Origin of the sequence: Alishewanella tabrizica (assembly GCF_014652375.1) — a bacterium.
GTDB classification, from domain to species: domain Bacteria; phylum Pseudomonadota; class Gammaproteobacteria; order Enterobacterales; family Alteromonadaceae; genus Alishewanella; species Alishewanella tabrizica.
Genome location: NZ_BMYR01000005.1, coordinates 102770 through 120940, shown reverse-complemented (window position 1 = coordinate 120940; position 18171 = coordinate 102770). Strand labels below are relative to the sequence as shown.

Annotated in this window: 15 protein-coding genes; 9 read left to right on the top strand and 6 right to left on the bottom strand. The window is 47.4% G+C overall.

Annotation, left to right across the window (positions count from 1 at the left end; genetic code table 11):
* Window positions 1-702: 702 nt before the first annotated feature.
* From IE070_RS07230 to IE070_RS07205, 6 genes are all read left to right on the top strand, one after another.
* Window positions 703-1488, top strand: a complete 786-nt coding sequence (locus IE070_RS07230) for an enoyl-CoA hydratase/isomerase family protein (protein WP_189481963.1) — start codon at window positions 703-705, stop codon at window positions 1486-1488.
* Between the two features lie 147 nt (window positions 1489-1635).
* Window positions 1636-3621 carry an acetyl/propionyl/methylcrotonyl-CoA carboxylase subunit alpha gene (locus IE070_RS07225; RefSeq protein WP_189481960.1) on the top strand — a complete coding sequence of 662 codons (1986 nt, stop codon included), beginning with the start codon at window positions 1636-1638 and terminating at the stop codon, window positions 3619-3621.
* Window positions 3618-4526, top strand: coding sequence for a hydroxymethylglutaryl-CoA lyase (locus tag IE070_RS07220; protein WP_189481957.1), 909 nt, complete (start codon window positions 3618-3620; stop codon window positions 4524-4526). Before IE070_RS07225 ends, IE070_RS07220 begins: the two co-directional genes overlap by 4 nt.
* A 1241-nt stretch (window positions 4527-5767) precedes the next feature.
* A complete protein-coding gene (locus IE070_RS07215) occupies window positions 5768-6469 on the top strand; it encodes a CoA transferase subunit A (RefSeq protein ID WP_189481954.1) in 702 nt (233 codons plus the stop codon).
* 10 nt (window positions 6470-6479) lie between these two features.
* Window positions 6480-7139: a CoA transferase subunit B gene (locus IE070_RS07210; protein ID WP_189481952.1), complete on the top strand. Its 660-nt coding sequence runs from the start codon at window positions 6480-6482 to the stop codon at window positions 7137-7139.
* Between the two features lie 173 nt (window positions 7140-7312).
* A complete protein-coding gene (locus IE070_RS07205) occupies window positions 7313-8818 on the top strand; it encodes a leucyl aminopeptidase (protein WP_189481950.1) in 1506 nt (501 codons plus the stop codon).
* A 56-nt stretch (window positions 8819-8874) separates the two neighbouring features.
* On the opposite strand, the gene IE070_RS07200 is transcribed toward IE070_RS07205, so the two are convergent.
* Together IE070_RS07200 and IE070_RS07195 are read right to left on the bottom strand one after the other, a co-directional pair.
* Window positions 8875-10398, bottom strand: a complete 1524-nt coding sequence (locus IE070_RS07200) for an alpha/beta fold hydrolase (RefSeq protein WP_189481948.1) — start codon at window positions 10396-10398, stop codon at window positions 8875-8877.
* A gap of 67 nt (window positions 10399-10465) precedes the next feature.
* A complete protein-coding gene (locus IE070_RS07195) occupies window positions 10466-11344 on the bottom strand; it encodes an NAD(P)-dependent oxidoreductase (protein ID WP_189481946.1) in 879 nt (292 codons plus the stop codon).
* Window positions 11345-11427: 83 nt separating this feature from the next.
* On the opposite strand from IE070_RS07195, the gene IE070_RS07190 reads away from it, so the two are divergent.
* Window positions 11428-11907, top strand: coding sequence for a glutathione peroxidase (locus tag IE070_RS07190; protein WP_189481944.1), 480 nt, complete (start codon window positions 11428-11430; stop codon window positions 11905-11907).
* Between the two features lie 70 nt (window positions 11908-11977).
* Window positions 11978-12958 (top strand): 2-hydroxyacid dehydrogenase, encoded by a 981-nt coding sequence (locus IE070_RS07185; RefSeq protein WP_189481942.1) that lies wholly within the window; start codon window positions 11978-11980, stop codon window positions 12956-12958.
* A gap of 154 nt (window positions 12959-13112) precedes the next feature.
* Here IE070_RS07185 and IE070_RS07180 read toward each other — a convergent pair whose 3' ends face one another.
* Window positions 13113-13505, bottom strand: a complete 393-nt coding sequence (locus tag IE070_RS07180) for a DUF2750 domain-containing protein (RefSeq protein WP_189481941.1) — start codon at window positions 13503-13505, stop codon at window positions 13113-13115.
* Window positions 13506-13586: 81 nt separating this feature from the next.
* Window positions 13587-14009 carry a YqaA family protein gene (locus tag IE070_RS07175; RefSeq protein ID WP_189481939.1) on the bottom strand — a complete coding sequence of 141 codons (423 nt, stop codon included), beginning with the start codon at window positions 14007-14009 and terminating at the stop codon, window positions 13587-13589.
* Between the two features lie 154 nt (window positions 14010-14163).
* On the opposite strand from IE070_RS07175, the gene IE070_RS07170 reads away from it, so the two are divergent.
* Window positions 14164-15708: a methyl-accepting chemotaxis protein gene (locus IE070_RS07170; protein WP_189481937.1), complete on the top strand. Its 1545-nt coding sequence runs from the start codon at window positions 14164-14166 to the stop codon at window positions 15706-15708.
* Between the two features lies 1 nt (window position 15709).
* Here IE070_RS07170 and rlmC read toward each other — a convergent pair whose 3' ends face one another.
* Together rlmC and IE070_RS07160 are read right to left on the bottom strand one after the other, a co-directional pair.
* Complete coding sequence (gene rlmC / locus IE070_RS07165; RefSeq protein ID WP_189481935.1) at window positions 15710-16879, bottom strand: 23S rRNA (uracil(747)-C(5))-methyltransferase RlmC; 1170 nt, start codon at window positions 16877-16879, stop codon at window positions 15710-15712.
* 6 nt (window positions 16880-16885) lie between these two features.
* Window positions 16886-18148 (bottom strand): alkaline phosphatase family protein, encoded by a 1263-nt coding sequence (locus IE070_RS07160; RefSeq protein WP_189481933.1) that lies wholly within the window; start codon window positions 18146-18148, stop codon window positions 16886-16888.
* Window positions 18149-18171: the final 23 nt, after the last annotated feature.

Genomic DNA, 18171 nt, shown 5'->3' with positions numbered 1-18171 from the left:
GTGTTTTTCATGGATGAAAAACAGACAAATTCGTCGGGAACGAATTTGAACAGCGCTTGCGCTGGCCCGAAGGGCAAACTTCAGGAAGAAGTTTGTAACCGCACATGGATGGGTTCACGGCGTCCCTCGGCAAAGTTGTACGGCGCGTTTAGCCGCCGGATGCATATGATCTTAGGCTGACTGGGTTAGCTTGCTTCTATGGGCAAGTTGAAACCGAAACGCTAGGCTGCTTGCAGCCGATAACGCACACCAGGCCGCCGTGAATCCTTCCATGGACGCTTGAACTTTCGCATCCGTGCGAAAGACGCCTGGTTTAGCATTATCGACTCGCTGCCTAGCTGCATAGGTGTTATTTACTAGCTCGTTGTATGCTCTATACCAGAGTCTTACCGCAGGCTAGAGGTGCACTTAGGTATGCACAAGAATCGAACGAGGTGGTAAACGCATAGTAAACTTTGCTCGGGGACCTGTTTGGCATGGATGCCAAACAAGAGCGTACAGGGACGTATCCACAGCGTTCCCCGACAAAGTTGTACGGCGCGTTTAGCCGCCGGATGCAACGATCTGAAATCTGCTTACCCTAAACGAATAGCAGATTTTAGTTCGCTGCAAGGCCCTTGACTGGGCAGTAATTTTCTTAACCGGGTGCACCAGACTTAGAGCAATACAATAGAATTTGGCATAAACGGAGCGACATCAACCATGACTCTACAGTATACCGAAATAACCATAGACCCCCGCGGTGTCGCCAGTTTAGTGTTAAACCGCCCTGAAGTGCACAACGCCTTTGACGATCTAATGATCGCCGAGCTTATCGCCCAGCTTGACAGCCTCGCTGCCGACAACCAAGTCAAAGTGTTAGTACTAAAATCCAACGGCAAAAACTTCTCCGCCGGTGCCGATCTCAACTGGATGCGCTCGATGGCGAAAAAAGACTATCAGCAAAACCTTGAGGATGCCGCCGAACTCGCTAGCCTGATGCACAAACTGGATACCTTCCCCAAACCTACGCTAGTGCTGGTGCAGGGCGCCGCCTTTGGTGGTGCTGTAGGTTTAGTCGCGTGCTGTGATATCGCCCTTGCTGAGGAAAATGCTAGCTTTTGTTTGAGCGAAGTCAAAATAGGCTTAATCCCAGCCGTGATCAGCCCCTATGTCATGCGCGCTTTAGGCGAGCGGCAATCGCGCCGTTATTTTTTAACCGCCGAACGCTTTAACGCCACCACCGCTGCAACCTTAGGCTTAGTGCATCAAGTGGTTAGCAACGATACCCTTGAAAACCAAGCTGAGCCGCTGGTGCAAGCACTACTGCAAAATAGCCCAGCCGCGGTCAGTGCCGCTAAAAACTTATTGCAGCAGATTTACAATAAAAACATCAACAACGAGGTTATTGCGCACACCACGCAAGCCATTGCAGAAATTCGTGTATCAGCAGAAGGCCAGGAAGGGCTTAGCGCCTTTTTAGAAAAACGAAAACCAAACTGGTTATAAACCCAACGCATGGCAATTGTCGCTAAGCTGCAGCCAGGTCAAGCGTGCAGGTTTTACTCAAGCAGATACGCAAACTTATTATAACTCTACCGGCAAACTCGTATGCCAAGTGCAGCGAAACCGGTCAAATCAGCAGGATAAGAAAGTATGTTCCGTAAAATACTTATTGCTAACCGCGGCGAGATCGCTTGTCGGGTAATAGAAACCGCTCATAAGTTAGGCATTCGCTGCGTGGCCGTTTATTCCGAGGCCGATGCCAATGCCCGTCATGTTCGCATGGCAGATGAAGCCTTTTTACTGGGCCCGGCAGCCAGCAAAGATTCTTACCTGCGAGCGGATAAAATTCTGGCCATCGCCAAACAAAGTGGTGCCGAAGCGGTTCACCCAGGATACGGTTTTTTATCTGAAAACGAAGACTTTGCCAGTGCCTGCGCCGAAGCCGGTGTAGTGTTTATCGGTCCACCGGTCGCGGCTATTGCAGCGATGGGTTCTAAAAGCGCGGCCAAGAAAATTATGCACGATGCCGGTGTTCCTTTAGTTCCGGGTTATCATGGTGATGATCAAACCGACGCGGTATTAAAAGCCGAGTCGGCAAAAATTGGCTATCCGCAGTTGTTAAAAGCGGCCTATGGCGGTGGTGGTAAAGGCATGCGCGTAGTTTGGCAAGCTGATGAGTTTGATGCTGCCCTCGCCAGCGCCCGTCGTGAAGCAAAAGCCGGTTTTGGTAATGATAAAATGCTACTAGAGCGTTATCTCACTAAACCCCGCCATATCGAGATTCAGGTTTTTGCTGACAATCATGGTAATGCGGTGTATTTAGCCGAGCGCGATTGTTCCATTCAGCGCCGTCATCAAAAAGTCATTGAAGAAGCCCCTGCGCCGGGCTTTAGCCCAGCACAGCGTCAGGCGATGGGTGAAGCCGCGGTTAAAGCCGCTAAAGCGATTGATTATCGGGGTGCCGGTACCGTTGAGTTTTTATTTGATGAAGACGGCTCTTTCTATTTTATGGAAATGAATACCCGTTTACAGGTAGAGCACCCGGTTACTGAAATGATCACCGGTCAGGATTTAGTGCAATGGCAATTGCTGGTAGCAGCCGGCGAGCCATTACCGCTTACCCAAGAGCACGTAAAACTCACGGGCCATGCTATTGAAGTAAGGGTCTATGCCGAAGATCCAAATAATGACTTTTTACCGGCTACGGGCAAACTGACCTATTTGCGCCAACCCGAAGCCAACCGTCACGTGCGGGTAGATACCGGCGTGGTTGAGCACGATGAAGTAACGCCCTATTACGATCCGATGATTGCTAAATTAATTGTCTGGGATGAAAACCGTGATCGTGCCATTAGCCGCATGTTACATGCCTTAGATGATTACCGCATTGCCGGTGTGACCACTAACCTTGGATTTCTTTCAAGTTTAGTTGGCCATCCAGCATTTGCCGCCGCAGAACTTGATACCAATTTTATCAATAAGCATCAGCAGAGCTTGTTTGCACCGGCACACAGTCAGGAAAATCAGGCACTGATATTAGCGGCACTGTATATTGTTGCCAAGAAGCAAACCCAGCAGCTTGGCGCAATCGCCAGCAGTCCTTGGCAGTCTCAGCAAGGCTGGCGACTGAACGAAACACCAGAGCTTAGTCTGGATTTACAAGTAGCAGAAACCAAGCACACCTTAATTCTTGAACAACAGCAACAGCAGATTAATGTTGTGCTGGCAGACCAACAATTCGATTGTCAAGTTAGCCTCGCAAACGATGCGTTAAGCGCAGTAATAGCCGGACATCGGATAGAGGTGCGGGTCAGCCAGTATCAAGACACCATTAGCATTTTTATTAAACATCAGCGCTATGACATTGTGTATCAAACCGACGTCGCCACCGTGGTTGACGGGGCAGAGAGCGCTGGTAGTCTTACCGCGCCGATGAATGGCACCATCGTCGCCGTGTTTTGCAGCGAAAACCAACACGTAACAGCCGGTGAAACACTGGTTATTATGGAAGCGATGAAAATGGAATACGCCATAAAAGCACCAAAAGACGGTGTGGTAAAAGCGGTATTCTATGCACCGGGCGATTTAGTGAAAGACGGCGCGGAGCTGGTTGATTTAAGCGTGGAGGAAGCATGAGTTTTCCATCTAGCGTGCGCATTGTCGAAGTAGGCCCGCGTGACGGCCTGCAAAACGAGCAAGCGGTAAGCTGCGCTGCCAAAATCGCGCTTATCGATATGCTCACGGCTGCTGGCCATCAATATATTGAAGCCGGTGCCTTTGTATCCCCCAAGTGGGTGCCGCAAATGGCCGATTCTGCCGAGGTTTTTGCCGGCATTCGCCGTGGCAATGCGGTAACGTATGCCGCCCTTACCCCAAATTTAAAAGGCTACGAAGCGGCCAAAGCCGCTGGTGCTAATGAAGTCGCCATTTTTGGTGCTGCCTCGGAAGCTTTTAGCCAAAAAAATATTAATTGCTCCGTAGCAGAGAGCTTGGAACGCTTTGCCCCTGTGATTGCGGCAGCGCAAGCAGATGGCATAAAAGTGCGTGGCTATGTCTCTTGTGTAGTCGGCTGCCCCTATCAAGGCGAGGTTGCCCCTGCTGATGTTGCTAAGGTAGCCAAGGCTCTGTTAGAGATGGGCTGTTATGAGATTTCGCTTGGCGATACTATCGGTGTCGGCACAGCGAAAACGGTTAATTTGATGCTTGATGCGGTGCTAGCAGAAGTCCCTCTAGATAAGCTGGCAGTGCATTTTCATGATACTTATGGTCAGGCGTTAACAAATATTTATGTGGCGCTAAGTCGTGGTATTGCTGTTGTGGACAGTGCCGTCGCAGGTTTGGGCGGCTGTCCTTATGCTGCCGGGGCGTCAGGGAATGTGGCTACTGAGGATGTGGTGTATTTGCTAGACGGGCTTGGCATTGCACACGGCTTAGATTTAACGGCGCTAGCAAAAGCGGGGGCATTTGTCTGTCAGCAGCTTGGGAAGCCGTCTAGTTCTAAAGTAGGATTGGCGATACAGGCGAAGTGCAGTCAAACTTGACCAACTGCAGATTTGAGATCGGCGCAACGCCCTTAACTGGGTAGTAATTTAAAACAGAGGCTTCTAAGGGATTGCCTAAATCGAAACGCCAGGCTGCTTGCAGCCGATATTGCACACAAAGACGCCGTGAACCCTTCCATGGGGGCTCCTGTCCGGCATCCATGCCGGACACGCTTTGTTTAGCAATATCGACTCGCTGCCTGGCTGTATAGAAGTATTTAAGTAAATTGCTAAATAGTTCTGTAAAAAGTGATGTGTTATTTCGTAGCTACTTCTGGATGTAACACGAAAACATAACGAGGTGGTAAACGCATAGTACACTTTGACCGAGGGCGTGTTTTTCATGGATGAAAAACAGGAGCCCCCATGGATGGGTTCACGGCGTCCCTCGGCAAAGTTGTACGGCGCGTTTAGCCGCCGGATGCACCCGACTTTAAGCTGCTGAACTTGAAGTAACTTCAGCGTAAAGATAGGCGCAACCCTCTTAACTGGGTAGTAATTTAAAACAGAGGCTTCTAAGGGATCGCCTAAATCGAAACGCCAGGCTGCTTGCAGCCGATATTGCACACAAAGACGCCGTGAACCCTTCCATGGGGGCTCCTCTTTCGCATCCATGCGAAAGACGCTTTGTTTAGCATTATCGACTCGCTGCCTAGCTGCATAAGTGTTATTTACTGACTCACAGTTAGCTTCTGTGAGTGAGATTGAATCGAAACGCTAGGCTGCTTGCAGTCGATAACGCACACCAGGCCGCCGTGAATCCATCCATGGAGGGTTACAAACTTCATCCATGAAGTTTGCCCTGCGGGCCAGCTAAAGCTGTTCAAATTTGCTCCTGGCAAATTTGTAAACTTTCGCATCCATGCGAAAGACGCCTGGTTTAGCATTATCGACTCGCTGCCTAGCTGAATAAGTTTTATTTACTAGCTCGCGGCAAGTTCAATACCAAAGCTTTGCTGCAGTCTAGTGGTGCATTTTGGGATGTACGGTAATCGAACGAGGTGGTAAACGCATAGTACACTTTGCTCGGGGACCTGTTTGGCATGGATGCCAAACAAGAGCGTACATGGACGTATCCACAGCGTGCCCCGACAAAGTTGTACGGCGCGTTTAGCCACCGGATGCAACGATCTAGAATCTGCGTAACTTTAAATAACCGCAGCGTAAAGATAGGCGCAACGCCCATAGCTGGGTAAGAATTTTCTCGTAAACTAGCGACAAAAAACGACAGAGGACAAAAAATGGCAGGGTTTAATAAAGTCGTACACAGCTACGAAGACGCCATGGCCGGGCTAACAGACGGCATGACCGTTATTGCCGGAGGCTTTGGTTTATGTGGCATCCCCGAGGGGTTAATTGCCCAAATTAAAACAATGGGCACCAAAGATCTTACCGTTGTCTCAAATAACTGCGGTGTTGACGGTTTTGGCTTAGGGATCTTACTTGAAGATCGCCAAATCAAAAAAATGATCGCGTCCTATGTTGGTGAAAATGCCCTGTTCGAAAAGCAACTTCTTAGTGGCGAGCTGGAAGTTGAACTGACCCCACAAGGCACCTTAGCGGAAAAAATGCGTGCTGGCGGTGCCGGTATCCCGGCCTTTTTTACCGCCACAGGCTACGGTACGCCAGTAGCAGAGGGTAAAGAAACGCGCGAAATCAATGGCCGCAACTACGTATTAGAACCCGCCATAACCGGTGATTTTGCTATCGTACGTGCGTGGAAAGCCGATCGTTACGGCAATTTAGTATTCCGGCACACCTCAATGAACTTTAACCCGATGGCCGCCACTGCAGGCAAAATTACCGTGGCTGAAGTTGAAGAAATTGTTGAACCAGGCGAGCTGGAACCCTCACAAATTCATACCCCAGGTATTTATGTGCAACGTGTGATCAAAGGCAATTTTGAAAAACGCATTGAACGCCGTATGGTTCGGCAAGGTTAAGGAGGCAACTATGGCTTTATCACGTGAACAAGTTGCCATGCGTGTGGCACAAGAACTACAAGACGGTTACTACGTTAATCTAGGCATTGGTATTCCTACTCTGGTCGCAAACTATGTGCCTGCTGGCATTGAAGTGATGCTGCAATCTGAGAACGGTTTATTGGGTATGGGTCCCTACCCAACTGAAGCTGAAATTGACGCTGATATGATTAATGCTGGTAAAGAAACCGTTACCGCCATCAAAGGCGCGGCGATTTTTAGCTCAGCCGAAAGCTTTGCCATGATCCGCGGTGGTCATGTTGATTTAACCGTATTGGGTGCTTTTGAAGTAGACCAAAACGGCAATATTGCCAGCTGGATGATCCCTGGCAAGCTGGTTAAAGGGATGGGCGGTGCCATGGATTTAGTGGCCGGTGCACAGAATATTATTGTCACCATGACGCACGCTGATAAATACGGCAGTAGCAAACTACTGGAAAACTGTACTCTGCCATTAACAGGCGTGGGCTGTGTGAAAAAGATCGTTACTGATCTCGCCGTGTTAGAAGTACGAAATGGCGCCTTCCATTTACTTGAACGCGCCCCAGGTATTTCAGTTGAGGAAATACAGCAAAAAACCGCAGGTAAACTCGTTATATCAGGTGATATTCCAGAAATGCAGTTTAACTAAGGCTCAGTGAGTTAATAAGGCGCCGTAATGGCGCCTTATTTATTGCAGCAGCTTAAATAGGAATTATCTGATATTTAACCCAAAATACGCGATAGACAACACGCTCTGTTATTGTATAACACCATAATTTTCGTCAGTATTAGCAAAGAATTTTCTCTTGAGGAGTGTTGTCCATGTTTCGTTTAAGTAGTATCGCCGCTTTACTGCTGGCCAGTTCTGCAGCAGTTGCAGATAACTTTACCATTACGGCAAGTTCTAGCGTAGCGCAGGCCGCAGATACCCTAGTGTTATTAGTGAGCCCAGAGCAACTCAATGCCAACCCACAATTAGACGCCATCAGCAAACAAGAAAACTTTAAAGCGGGTCACGGCAATACACTAACATGGTTGGCTCCAGCTGCACCTTACAGCCAATATCAACGCGTTCTGTTACTAGGTACCGGCGATACAAGCAAACTCACGCCCTACCAAGCCAGCTTACTTGGCGCCACAGCTGCCAGAAGCCTGAAAGGCTCTGCCGCACGCAGCATCCAGTTAGATGCGTCTTTAATTACCACACCCTTTAGTCAAGCCGAATTACTGGCTCAACTGAGTCATGGCGTCGATTTAGCAAGCTATACATTTACACGCTATCACAGCGATAAAAAAACCGAGACCGTACGCAATCTGCATTTACTGGCGAATCAAACGCCTGAAACAGAACAGCGCATAGCACAGCTTACTGCCCTAAGCGAGGGCGTTAAATTGGCGCGCGATCTAACCAACGAACCTGGCAATGCCATTTATCCAGAAACCTTTGCTCAGCAAGCGCTAGAATTACGCAAACTCGGTGCAAAAGTCACCATAATGGATGAAAAAGCCCTAGAAAAAGCCGGATTAGGCGCGCTCTTAGCCGTTGGCCGTGGCAGTGCCAGAGCACCACGCATGGTTATAGTGCAATGGGAAGGCAGCAAACAAGCGCCTTTAGCGATTGTTGGTAAAGGCGTTACCTTTGATACGGGCGGCTACAACTTAAAAACACAAGCTGACTCGATTGTCAGAATGACCAGCGATATGGCGGGTGCTGCAGCTGTTCTGGGTACCATGCACGCGTTAGCCAAACAAAAAGCACCGGTCAATGTTGTTGGCGTTATGCCTCTGGCCGAGAATATGATTTCAGATCGCGCTTATTTACCGGGTGATGTCATTAAGGCCGGGAATGGCAAAACTATCGAGATCATCAATACCGATGCCGAAGGACGCTTACTGCTGGCCGACGCCCTCTGGTATGCCGAACAAAATTTTAAACCTCGCGCGATAGTCGATATTGCGACCTTAACCGGTGCCAAAGTAGGTGCAGTAGGCAGCTATTATGCAGGTTTGTTTGGTAAGAATGATGAATTGTTAGCACAATTGAATAAAGCGGGTGAAAACGTACAAGAAAAACTGTGGCGTTTACCCATGAGCGACGAAATGTTGCCTGAGTTAAAAAGTCGGATCGCTGATTTACGCAACACCGGCAGCAGCACCGGCGCCTCTACCGCTGCATTGTTTTTACAGCAATTTGTTACGGATACGCCCTTTGCACACATCGATATTGCGGGTAATGCATTAAGCAGTGGTAACCGTGGTTTACACACTGAAGGCGGTACTGGCTTTGGAGTACGCTTGCTAACAGAGTGGGCTCTATCAGCTGAGTAATACAGCATTATCCATAATGATTAACGTGCTAAACCGCAACAATGCGGTTTAGCACGTCACTCAAATTCACAGGTTGCCGGCGCCTTGTTCAATAATGGCGCTTTTAAAAACGCCGCAACATCTTCTTTTACACAGGCTAACTGACCATATACGCCATGCGCTAAAGGATACACTCTAAGTTGTGCCTGGCTAAAATAAGGTAATTGCTTCTGCACATCACTTAACGGCGTGACGGTGTCTAAGGCACCTTGTAAGAATAACGTGGGAATAGCCGTGTTGATCTGTGCAATCATCTGGGCATTGGGCTCAACCGCACCCAATGCATGGCAAATAGCAGCTGGCCACGTATAGGTATACAGCGCCCCTTCACGTAAAAACCCTGTTAAACCTGCTTCTATCGCAGCAGTTAGTTTAATATGATCAACAAAAGGCACTTCGTCATAGCACAAATGGCTAATCATAGTGATTCCAGAGTAATTTTGAACTTTTACCATCGCCACATAATTATCGATATAGCGATACAACGTGGACACATCACTCTGCTCTAGCTCAGTGATAATAGCGGGAATGTCTCGATATATGTCGTGGCCATACACCGCATAAAACAGGATACTGGCAAAGGTTTGGCCATTTAACGTCACTGGCAAGGGGCTCCCTAAAAAGCCGCTGGGAAATGACAACGTTATAGGATCAGCATCAAGTTGCGACACAAGCTGCAGTAACCTGGCAGTCACATTCTCAAGCGGATCAGTGCACTTAGGATCAATATCACAATAGTTTTCTAACTGTACAAAGGCACTTAAAAATCGCGCTGCAGGATCATCAAGGTTTTTTAATGCTGGAAACGCTGGGCTATCCAAAATAAGGGTATCCACATGCTCGGCATAAGTGTTGGCAAATAACAACGCATAGACCGCGCCATAAGACACCCCAAATAAGCTCCACGTTGCTACATCAAGTTCTTCTTGTAGTAATTTGAGATCGTGAATCACCGACAAACTTTGGTATGCTGCAACATCAAGTCCTTGTTGTTGCAGCCCCTCAATACAGGCGATATATAATTCGGTTTCTTTCTCAATAAACTGAGTCATCGACTGGGGATCTTTGAGTTGCGCCAACGTATGCCGGGTTGCCGCAGGACAATTCAACCGAGGATAGGCCATCCCCGTACCTCGCGGATCCATCAGAAATAAATCACGCCCTTGGCTAAGCACTGACTGTTCAAAGTCGCGCCAGATATAATCTAACACATACTGGTTATGCAACCACATAGCCGCGCCTGGGCCGCCCGCGCCTAAATGTAGCACAGGCGGCTGCGTTGCTATTTCGGAGGGTGCTGTCTCTGAAAAAGCGTGAAACTGAATCACTGGAAAGGATATGTTCCTCGTACCCCGCTGATGGTTTTCGGGTACCCACATTTTGTAACAACTCACCGCGGGCCAATCGTCCTCAACACTAAACCAACAGGGTTGAGATACTAACCCTTGCCGGTTATCGATGACGTCATTAGAAGAGCTAGCAGGCGATAATGGCCAAAAAACATACCCAACCCAAAGTGCCAGAGCACTAGTCGCCAGCATTAAGAAAACGAATCCTTTTCTAACCATTACCTATCATCCTATTCTAGGGTACACATTTTAAAAAACACTAGCGAGTTAGGCGCTTAATTAAGCTTGAGGTATCCCAACGATTACCGCCCATCTGCTGCACTTCAGCATAAAACTGATCAACCAAGGCCGTTAATGGCAACGCACTACCGTTCTTACGCGCTTCGTTCAAGGCTATCGATAAATCCTTACGCATCCAATCAACCGCAAAGCCAAAATCAAATTTACCATCTAACATGCTTAACGAGCGATTTTGCATCTGCCAAGAGGACGCTGCACCTTGAGAAATAACCTCAACCACGGCTGCACCGTCTAATCCTGCATTTTTAGCAAAATTAAGGGCCTCTGCTAAACCTTGAACTACGCCTGCAATACAAATTTGATTAACCATTTTTGCCAATTGACCCGACCCTGCCGGCCCCAGAAACTTTACACAGCGGGCATAACTTTGGATGGCCGCCTCTGCTTGCGCAAATACCTCAGGCTCCCCCCCTACCATAACGGTTAACACGCCTTTTTCGGCACCCGCTTGCCCGCCCGAGACGGGTGCATCTAAAAAGCCCACACCTTGGCGTGCACACGCTTGCGCAAGCTCACGTGCCAGCTCAGCCGATGCAGTCGTATGATCCACCAAAATACTTCCCGGATGCAATTGTGCCAAAACGCCAGTCTCACCATACACGACCGAGCGCACATCATCATCGTTACCTACACACATAAAAACGATACTGGCATCTTGTACCGCGGCAGCAGGTGTATCCGCCGCAGCGCCACCATACTGGGAGACCCATTGTGCCGCTTTGGCTTTAGTACGGTTATAGACGGTAACGTGAAACCCTTTTTGCTGTAAAAAACCGGCCATAGGGAACCCCATGACGCCCAATCCCAAAAACGCAATCTGTGTAAGTTGATTTGACATAAAAATGACTTAAAAATGTGACATAGTGGTAAGCTAGCTTACAAAGTTATCAAGCCATTGAAAAGCCATTAAAAGGAATAAGCATGACAACACTTTATGATTTCACGGTTGCCGACAATCAGGGACAGCCACTGGCACTCAGTCAATTTCGTGGCAAGGTGGTGTTAATTGTTAATACTGCCAGTAAATGTGGCTTTACGCCTCAATACAAAGAACTTGAAGCGCTACATAAACAGTACCATGACAAAGGCCTGGTGATATTGGCGTTTCCGTGTAACCAATTTGGTGGGCAAGAACCCGGTTCCAATGCAGAAATAAGCCAATTTTGTGAAATAAACTATGGCGTAACCTTCCCGCTGATGGGTAAGTTGAATGTTAATGGCCCAGAAGCCGCACCGGTCTTCGAATACCTAAAAGATAACGCCCGCGGCTTATTGAAAAGCCGTGCGATAAAATGGAACTTTACGAAGTTTTTGGTTAACAAGGAAGGGCTGGTGGTAAAGCGTTACGCGCCTCGCACTAAACCTGCTAGCATCGCTCAAGCGATCGACGAATTGCTATAACTTTGATCTGGCGCTAATGCTGCAGCTATAAAACCCGCTACACTCACCCTATCCAGCTGGGAGAATACCGATGAAAGTTGCCGTTTTTAGCGCCAAAAAATATGATCAAGAGGCTTTTAGCCAATGGGCCGATACCAATTTAAAATTTGTTTACTTTGAATCCCGACTCAACCTTGAAAGCGTGAAGCTGGCACAAGGGTGCCACGCTATTTGTGCCTTTGTGAATGACGATTTATCAGCCCCAGTGTTAACACAATTGTCAGCAATAGGCATTGAAATGATTGCGCTACGCTGTGCAGGTTTTAATAATGTGGATTTAACTGCGGCCAAAGAATTAAGCATTCGAGTGGCTCGCGTCCCTGCTTATTCGCCCGAGGCTGTTGCTGAGCATACGCTTGCGATGATGCTCACACTTAATCGCAAATTGCATAAAGCATATAATCGGGTGCGAGATGATAACTTTTCGCTAGAGGGCTTATTAGGCTTTAATATGCATGGCAAAACCGTTGGCCTTATCGGCACCGGGCGAATTGGCTTAGCCACCGCCCGCATTATCAAGGGTTTTGGCTGCAAACTACTGTGCTACGACGTGCAAGAACAGCCGGAATTGGCAGGCCACTACACCAGCTTATCGCAGCTCTATGAACAAAGCGATATTCTAAGCTTGCACTGCCCACTCACGCCGCAAACGCATCATATGATCAACGCAAACAGCTTAGCGCAAATGAAAGACGGTGTTATGTTGATCAATACCAGTCGTGGTGCCCTAATTGATACCAAAGCCGTTATAAACAGTTTGAAAAGTCGTAAAATTGGTTATCTTGGTTTAGATGTGTATGAGCAGGAAGCTGATATATTCTTTGAAAATTTATCTGAGCAGATGATTGATGATGACGTATTTAAGCGTCTACTTACCTTCCCTAATGTGTTGATCACTGGCCATCAGGCGTTTTTTACCAAAGAAGCCATGCAACAAATCAGTCAAATCACCAGTGATAACTTAGTGAGTTATGCCAGCGGCCAACTAAATGGCAATGAGCTTACCCACTAAAGTTTTTCTGGTTCAAAGGTGCTTTCAAAGCAAGTCTCAAAGAGACTTGCAAAGCCTTGTTTCCATAAAAAACGGCAGTTAATACTGCCGTTTTTTACGTTTATTTTTTACGTATATTTTTTAGGTATACATGCGGTTAAGCGTTTAACGCGTGTTAGGCATCATCACTTAATTCGCCAACCAGCGTTTCCGCGAGTTCGTCAGGTGCCACTACCACACCCGGACCATCAGCATCAGGCAGCACGGCAATACTTAACTCATCACCATTTAAGCCTTCAGTCCATTTGTTTAACCAGGTATCTAAATCGACCGCTTGCGCTTTACAGTTTTCCCACTCACCTTCGATCCATTGCTGCGCCAATTCGGCATGCGGCCATACAGGGATACAACGCTCGTCTTCAGCACTCACCAACACAAAACCTTCGTCGTCGGTTAAAATCCAGATCTCTTGTAAATCAGCCACAGCTTGAACAAAGTATTCGTAACGTTGTTCTGCATCTAACGCCACAATACGTGCTAATTCTTCAGCAGATAATTTGTATTCCATAAGTTAGTCCCATCTTGTCGATATTTTTGACAATGATGACGCATCTGCTGCCATAATGCTATCGCAAATAGTGAAACCCGCTTAAAAAAACGATATCGCCAACAAAATCAAAATCCCATAGCGCAATGCTTTCCCCAGCGCCACGAGTAACAAAAAAATAGGGAAAGGGACTTTTAAAACACCGGCGATCATCGTTAAAGGATCGCCTATAACCGGTAACCATGAGAGTAAAAGACTCCATCGCCCGTAGCGTAAAAATAGACGTTCAGCCCGGACTAACTGCGGTTCAGAGATGGGGAACCAACGTTTGTGTTGAAAACGCCGCAATTGCTTACCCAACCACCAATTAACACAAGATCCCAGCGTATTCCCAGTGGTAGCAACCAGCCAAAGTAAAAACGGTTGATAGCCCTGTTGTAATAAGGCCAATAACAACAATTCTGATGAAGCTGGAAATAGCGTTGCCGCAATAAACCCAGTTATAAATAACGAAAAATAAGCCACAACTACCTTATCCTACACTCTGCTACGCAAAGGATAACATCGGTGAAATTAATCTGCCCTTAATTAACGCAGATTGACCAACAAAATGATAAAAATGCTCTATAATCAAACGCAAATGCGTATTTAAAAATAATAATGACCCGCCGGAGCTGTTATGACTGCCACGTTATCCCGTCATATGCTGTTTTTAACGATACTTCTCTTAGTTCAGTTACTGTGTTTTTGGTTGGTCAGCGCTCTACTCGGTATCACCTTAAGCATCTTGCTCACTGCGGGATATTTATTTCTGCAACGCCCTGCCGCCGATGCCGGTATGTCAGATGCACCCGCGCAATTGACGACCCAAGCAGCGTTTGACACGATAACCCAAGCCACCTCCAAAATGGCCATTGGCGCAGCTGAAGTGTCATTTTTTATTGATGGGTTAATCAAAGATATCCGCCATAGTAGCGAAGGTAGCTTACAAATCGGTAACGCTACCACCGACTTAACCAGCACCAGTAGCCAACTTAACCACAACTTGCAAACGATTAACCAAACCATTCATCAAGCTGCGTCAGCAACCCAGCAGGCCGACACGAATTTGCAATCTGGTGTGAAAAAAATTCAACAACTGGCAAGTGCAGTGAGCCATGCCGCATCTGAATTAGAGGCATTACGTGGCAATGCAGATAAGATCCAGCATATTACTGAAGTCATCAATAATGTCGCCGATCAAACCAATTTATTGGCGCTGAATGCCGCCATTGAAGCCGCTCGCGCAGGTGAACAAGGACGAGGATTCGCTGTTGTTGCCGAAGAAGTGAGAGCCTTAGCAGGAAAAACCGCCGGTGCCACAAAAGATATTGCTGGCATGCTTGGTGATATTCGCAAACAAAGTGAGCATACAGCTGTGTTAATGCAGCAATTAGAACAGGCTAGCCAGCTGGTACAACAAGAGCTACAACAGGTTGCAGCAGGTGTAAATCACATAAGCCAAGAAATTAATCAATCTACCGGTGCGTTAAGCCAAATTGAGCAGCTAAGTGAAGGACTCGAGCATACCAGTGCACAAATCACTAGTTCGATTCAAAGCATCACCCAAGCACTGCATGCAATTGAACATAAGGGACAAAATATTGCCAGCCAAGCGATAGAAGTGTCGGTGGAAACCGAAACGATTTATCGTGAGCTAAGTCAGCAAAAAATTGATGCATTTTATCAACCCATCTTACTTGAAGCCCAACAGGCTGCGCAGGCTATTGGTCAATTATTAAGTGACGCCATCAGTAGCGGTAAACTCAGTCGTGACAAGGTATTCAGCGATAAATATCAGCCCATCGCCAATACCAATCCGCAAAAGTTTAGCACTCCTTACGACAGTTTTACCGATCAGCAGTTTCCAAGTATTCAAGAGCCTATTTTACAACGCCAACCTAAAGTGTTGTATGCCGGCGCCGTTGATCGCAAAGGATACTTCCCTACTCACAATCGCAAGTTTTGCCAGCCCCTAACCGGTAATTATGAAAAAGATTTACTACAAAACCGGACTAAACGCATTTTTAATGATCGCACGGGCAGTCGTTGTGGCAGTAATACCGAAGCGATGTTACTGCAAACCTATAAACGGGATACCGGTGAGATCATGCATGATTTATCGGTACCCATTTTTGTTGATGGTAAACATTGGGGCGGCTTTAGAATTGGCTTTAAACGCTAGGCTATCTGGCTTTACGCTCAAGTAATAACAACACTTCAGCATGGCTGCTGTGTGCAAATAAATCGAACAGCTGGACTTTATGCAGCTGATAGTCTGGTAAATCGACCAAATCACGCGCGAGTGTTTGCGGATTGCAACTGGAGTAAAAGATCCAGCGTGGCGCTAAACGGGTGATATCTTGGCACAACTGAGCGCCTAAACCGCGGCGAGGAGGATTAACCATCAGTAAGTCAGGCGCGTCCTTTGCTGCCATCGCAAAGGTAGCCGAATCGAGCGCCTGAAAACTCACCCGCCGTAAACCTAAGTCTTGTGCTGCCTGCTGCGCACTTGCGATAGCAGCTGGCGCAATTTCGATGCCGATTAACTCGGGTTCTTCACCGGTTTGGCGCTGCAAAGCACTGCTAAGATGAAGTCCAAAACCACCTACCCCACAAAATAAATCCCAAATACGCTGTAACTTCGCACCCTGTGCCTGTAATTGCTCAGCCCACTGCATTGCGGTGGCATACAAACTGGCAGCGATCTCGGGATTGGTTTGAAAAAAACTTTGCGGCGTTAAATACAGCGGCACATGATTAAGCCGTTCACGTAAACGTGTTTCAGGCGTAAGTATCCACTCTTCTGTGCCTTCTAACACTGCCGCATGCTGGGGTTGTAAATTAATACTGACCACGTCAAGCGCAGGTAATTGCGCACGTAACGTGGGCAAATGTTTTTGAATGACAGCTATATGGTTTTTCGAGCGCAGCACAAAGCGCAACATCAAACGGCCGGTGTGCCAACTTTCATTTAATAAAATAAACTTTAATTCCCCTTCACGTTTAGCGACCTGGTAAGGCACTAACGCCGCGAGTTGAATAAAGCGTTTTATAACCGTAAAAGCGTTAGCAAAACTGGCTGGATACAGTGGGCAATCCGCCAGATCAACAGCATCTCCCTGCGGATTAACAATCCCTAAAACGGGATCTTCATAACTCCCCAACACCACCATTTTTGCTTTATAGCGAAACGCTTGCTCACGACTCGCGACAGCCGGTAGCGCCTCAAAAGGTTGATGCGCCGCTAATAAGGTGATGAGTTGCTGTTGTTTTAACGCGAGTTGGCTAGCATAAGGTTTATCTAACCATTGGCAAGATCGGCACCGATCTGCCGCATAATGAGCACAAAACATCTATGCTTAGTCCTGCGCCAACATCAATGGCAGCGCGGCTTTATCACCATCGTTTTGCGCAGCGGTCACCCCGATAACAGCCGCCATCACATTATAAATATCCACCATGCTTAAACGTGCAACACGCGTCTGTTGTTGAAAGGCGGGACCGTAAGCAATCAACATCCCTTGCATATCCTGTTCAGTATTGTCATAACCATGGCTGCCACGCGCCTGTAAAAACGAGGGATCGGCTTTTAAATTGGGCAGTAAACTTTTGCGCACAAAAATCCACGGCTGCTCCGCCAATAGCATAATGGGGGCAATACGTTCGTGCTGCTGATGATGAAAACGCGCCGGAAGATCTGTTTTGCGGTACAAACGCATTTGCTCAGCATTCATGCGTTGCGCGATCTGTTCATACACACGTGCTTCTTCCCCAGTTTTTGGAAAAATGCTGATAATTTCCCGCGAAAAACGCACATTTTGCGCTAAGCTCGCATCGAATAATTCATCTGCAATAATGTACTTGCGTTGATCAACCTCCGCCATACCATGATCAGAGCTCACTAAAATATTCACCTGAGACAGTTGATCACGCGCACGCAATGTCTCAAATAAGAAACGGACTTCTGCATCTACTGCCGCCAATGCCTCACGCACTTGCGTCGACTTGGGTCCGAAATTATGCCCTGCGCTGTCCACATCGCTAAAATACAATGTAATCACGCGCGGCCTTTCTGCCAGTGGCATGGCTAACCAGGCTAATACCTGCTCAGTACGTTGCCGATTTGGCGTTTCATGTACATAAGGAAACCAATAACTTGGCCGTGTCCCTTTGATTTCGGCTTCTGAGCCGGGGAAAAAATACGTGGCGGCTTTTACACCTTGCAATTCTGCCGTCACCCAAATGGGTTCACCTTGCCACCAAAAACCGTCGGCAACTTGATCGCTCATCCGCATTGAGAATTGACGTTTTGTAAGAGGATCATACATCGAGTTATCGACGATGCCGTGCTTTTCTGGGTGCAGCCCCGTCACCAGTGAATAATGATTTGGAAAGGTTTTACTTGGAAACACCGGCTCTAAAGCTTCTACATGCACACCGGCTGCGGCTAACTCTGCCAGCATAGGAGCGTGATGCAAGGTTAAATAATCATGACGCAAGCCATCAATTGAAATGATAATTAAACTTTGTTCGGCCCGTGTAACCGACGCGTTAGGTTGAGGTTTGGAGACACCACTACAAGCAACCAACCAAATACTCAGAAAAATAACAAGGACTTTCATGCGGTTCTTATCTCTATACTGTT

Excerpts from the sequence above, each read along its gene's own strand:
- IE070_RS07230 (WP_189481963.1), top strand. The coding sequence starts at position 703 with ATGACTCTACAGTATACCGAAATAACCATAGACCCCCGCGGTGTCGCC.
- IE070_RS07225 (WP_189481960.1), top strand. The coding sequence starts at position 1,636 with ATGTTCCGTAAAATACTTATTGCTAACCGCGGCGAGATCGCTTGTCGG.
- IE070_RS07220 (WP_189481957.1), top strand. The coding sequence starts at position 3,618 with ATGAGTTTTCCATCTAGCGTGCGCATTGTCGAAGTAGGCCCGCGTGAC.
- IE070_RS07215 (WP_189481954.1), top strand. The coding sequence starts at position 5,768 with ATGGCAGGGTTTAATAAAGTCGTACACAGCTACGAAGACGCCATGGCC.
- IE070_RS07210 (WP_189481952.1), top strand. The coding sequence starts at position 6,480 with ATGGCTTTATCACGTGAACAAGTTGCCATGCGTGTGGCACAAGAACTA.
- IE070_RS07205 (WP_189481950.1), top strand. The coding sequence starts at position 7,313 with ATGTTTCGTTTAAGTAGTATCGCCGCTTTACTGCTGGCCAGTTCTGCA.
- IE070_RS07200 (WP_189481948.1), bottom strand. The coding sequence starts at position 10,398 with ATGCTGGCGACTAGTGCTCTGGCACTTTGGGTTGGGTATGTTTTTTGG.
- IE070_RS07195 (WP_189481946.1), bottom strand. The coding sequence starts at position 11,344 with ATGTCAAATCAACTTACACAGATTGCGTTTTTGGGATTGGGCGTCATG.
- IE070_RS07190 (WP_189481944.1), top strand. The coding sequence starts at position 11,428 with ATGACAACACTTTATGATTTCACGGTTGCCGACAATCAGGGACAGCCA.
- IE070_RS07185 (WP_189481942.1), top strand. The coding sequence starts at position 11,978 with ATGAAAGTTGCCGTTTTTAGCGCCAAAAAATATGATCAAGAGGCTTTT.
- IE070_RS07180 (WP_189481941.1), bottom strand. The coding sequence starts at position 13,505 with ATGGAATACAAATTATCTGCTGAAGAATTAGCACGTATTGTGGCGTTA.
- IE070_RS07170 (WP_189481937.1), top strand. The coding sequence starts at position 14,164 with ATGACTGCCACGTTATCCCGTCATATGCTGTTTTTAACGATACTTCTC.
- rlmC (WP_189481935.1), bottom strand. The coding sequence starts at position 16,879 with ATGTTTTGTGCTCATTATGCGGCAGATCGGTGCCGATCTTGCCAATGG.
- IE070_RS07160 (WP_189481933.1), bottom strand. The coding sequence starts at position 18,148 with ATGAAAGTCCTTGTTATTTTTCTGAGTATTTGGTTGGTTGCTTGTAGT.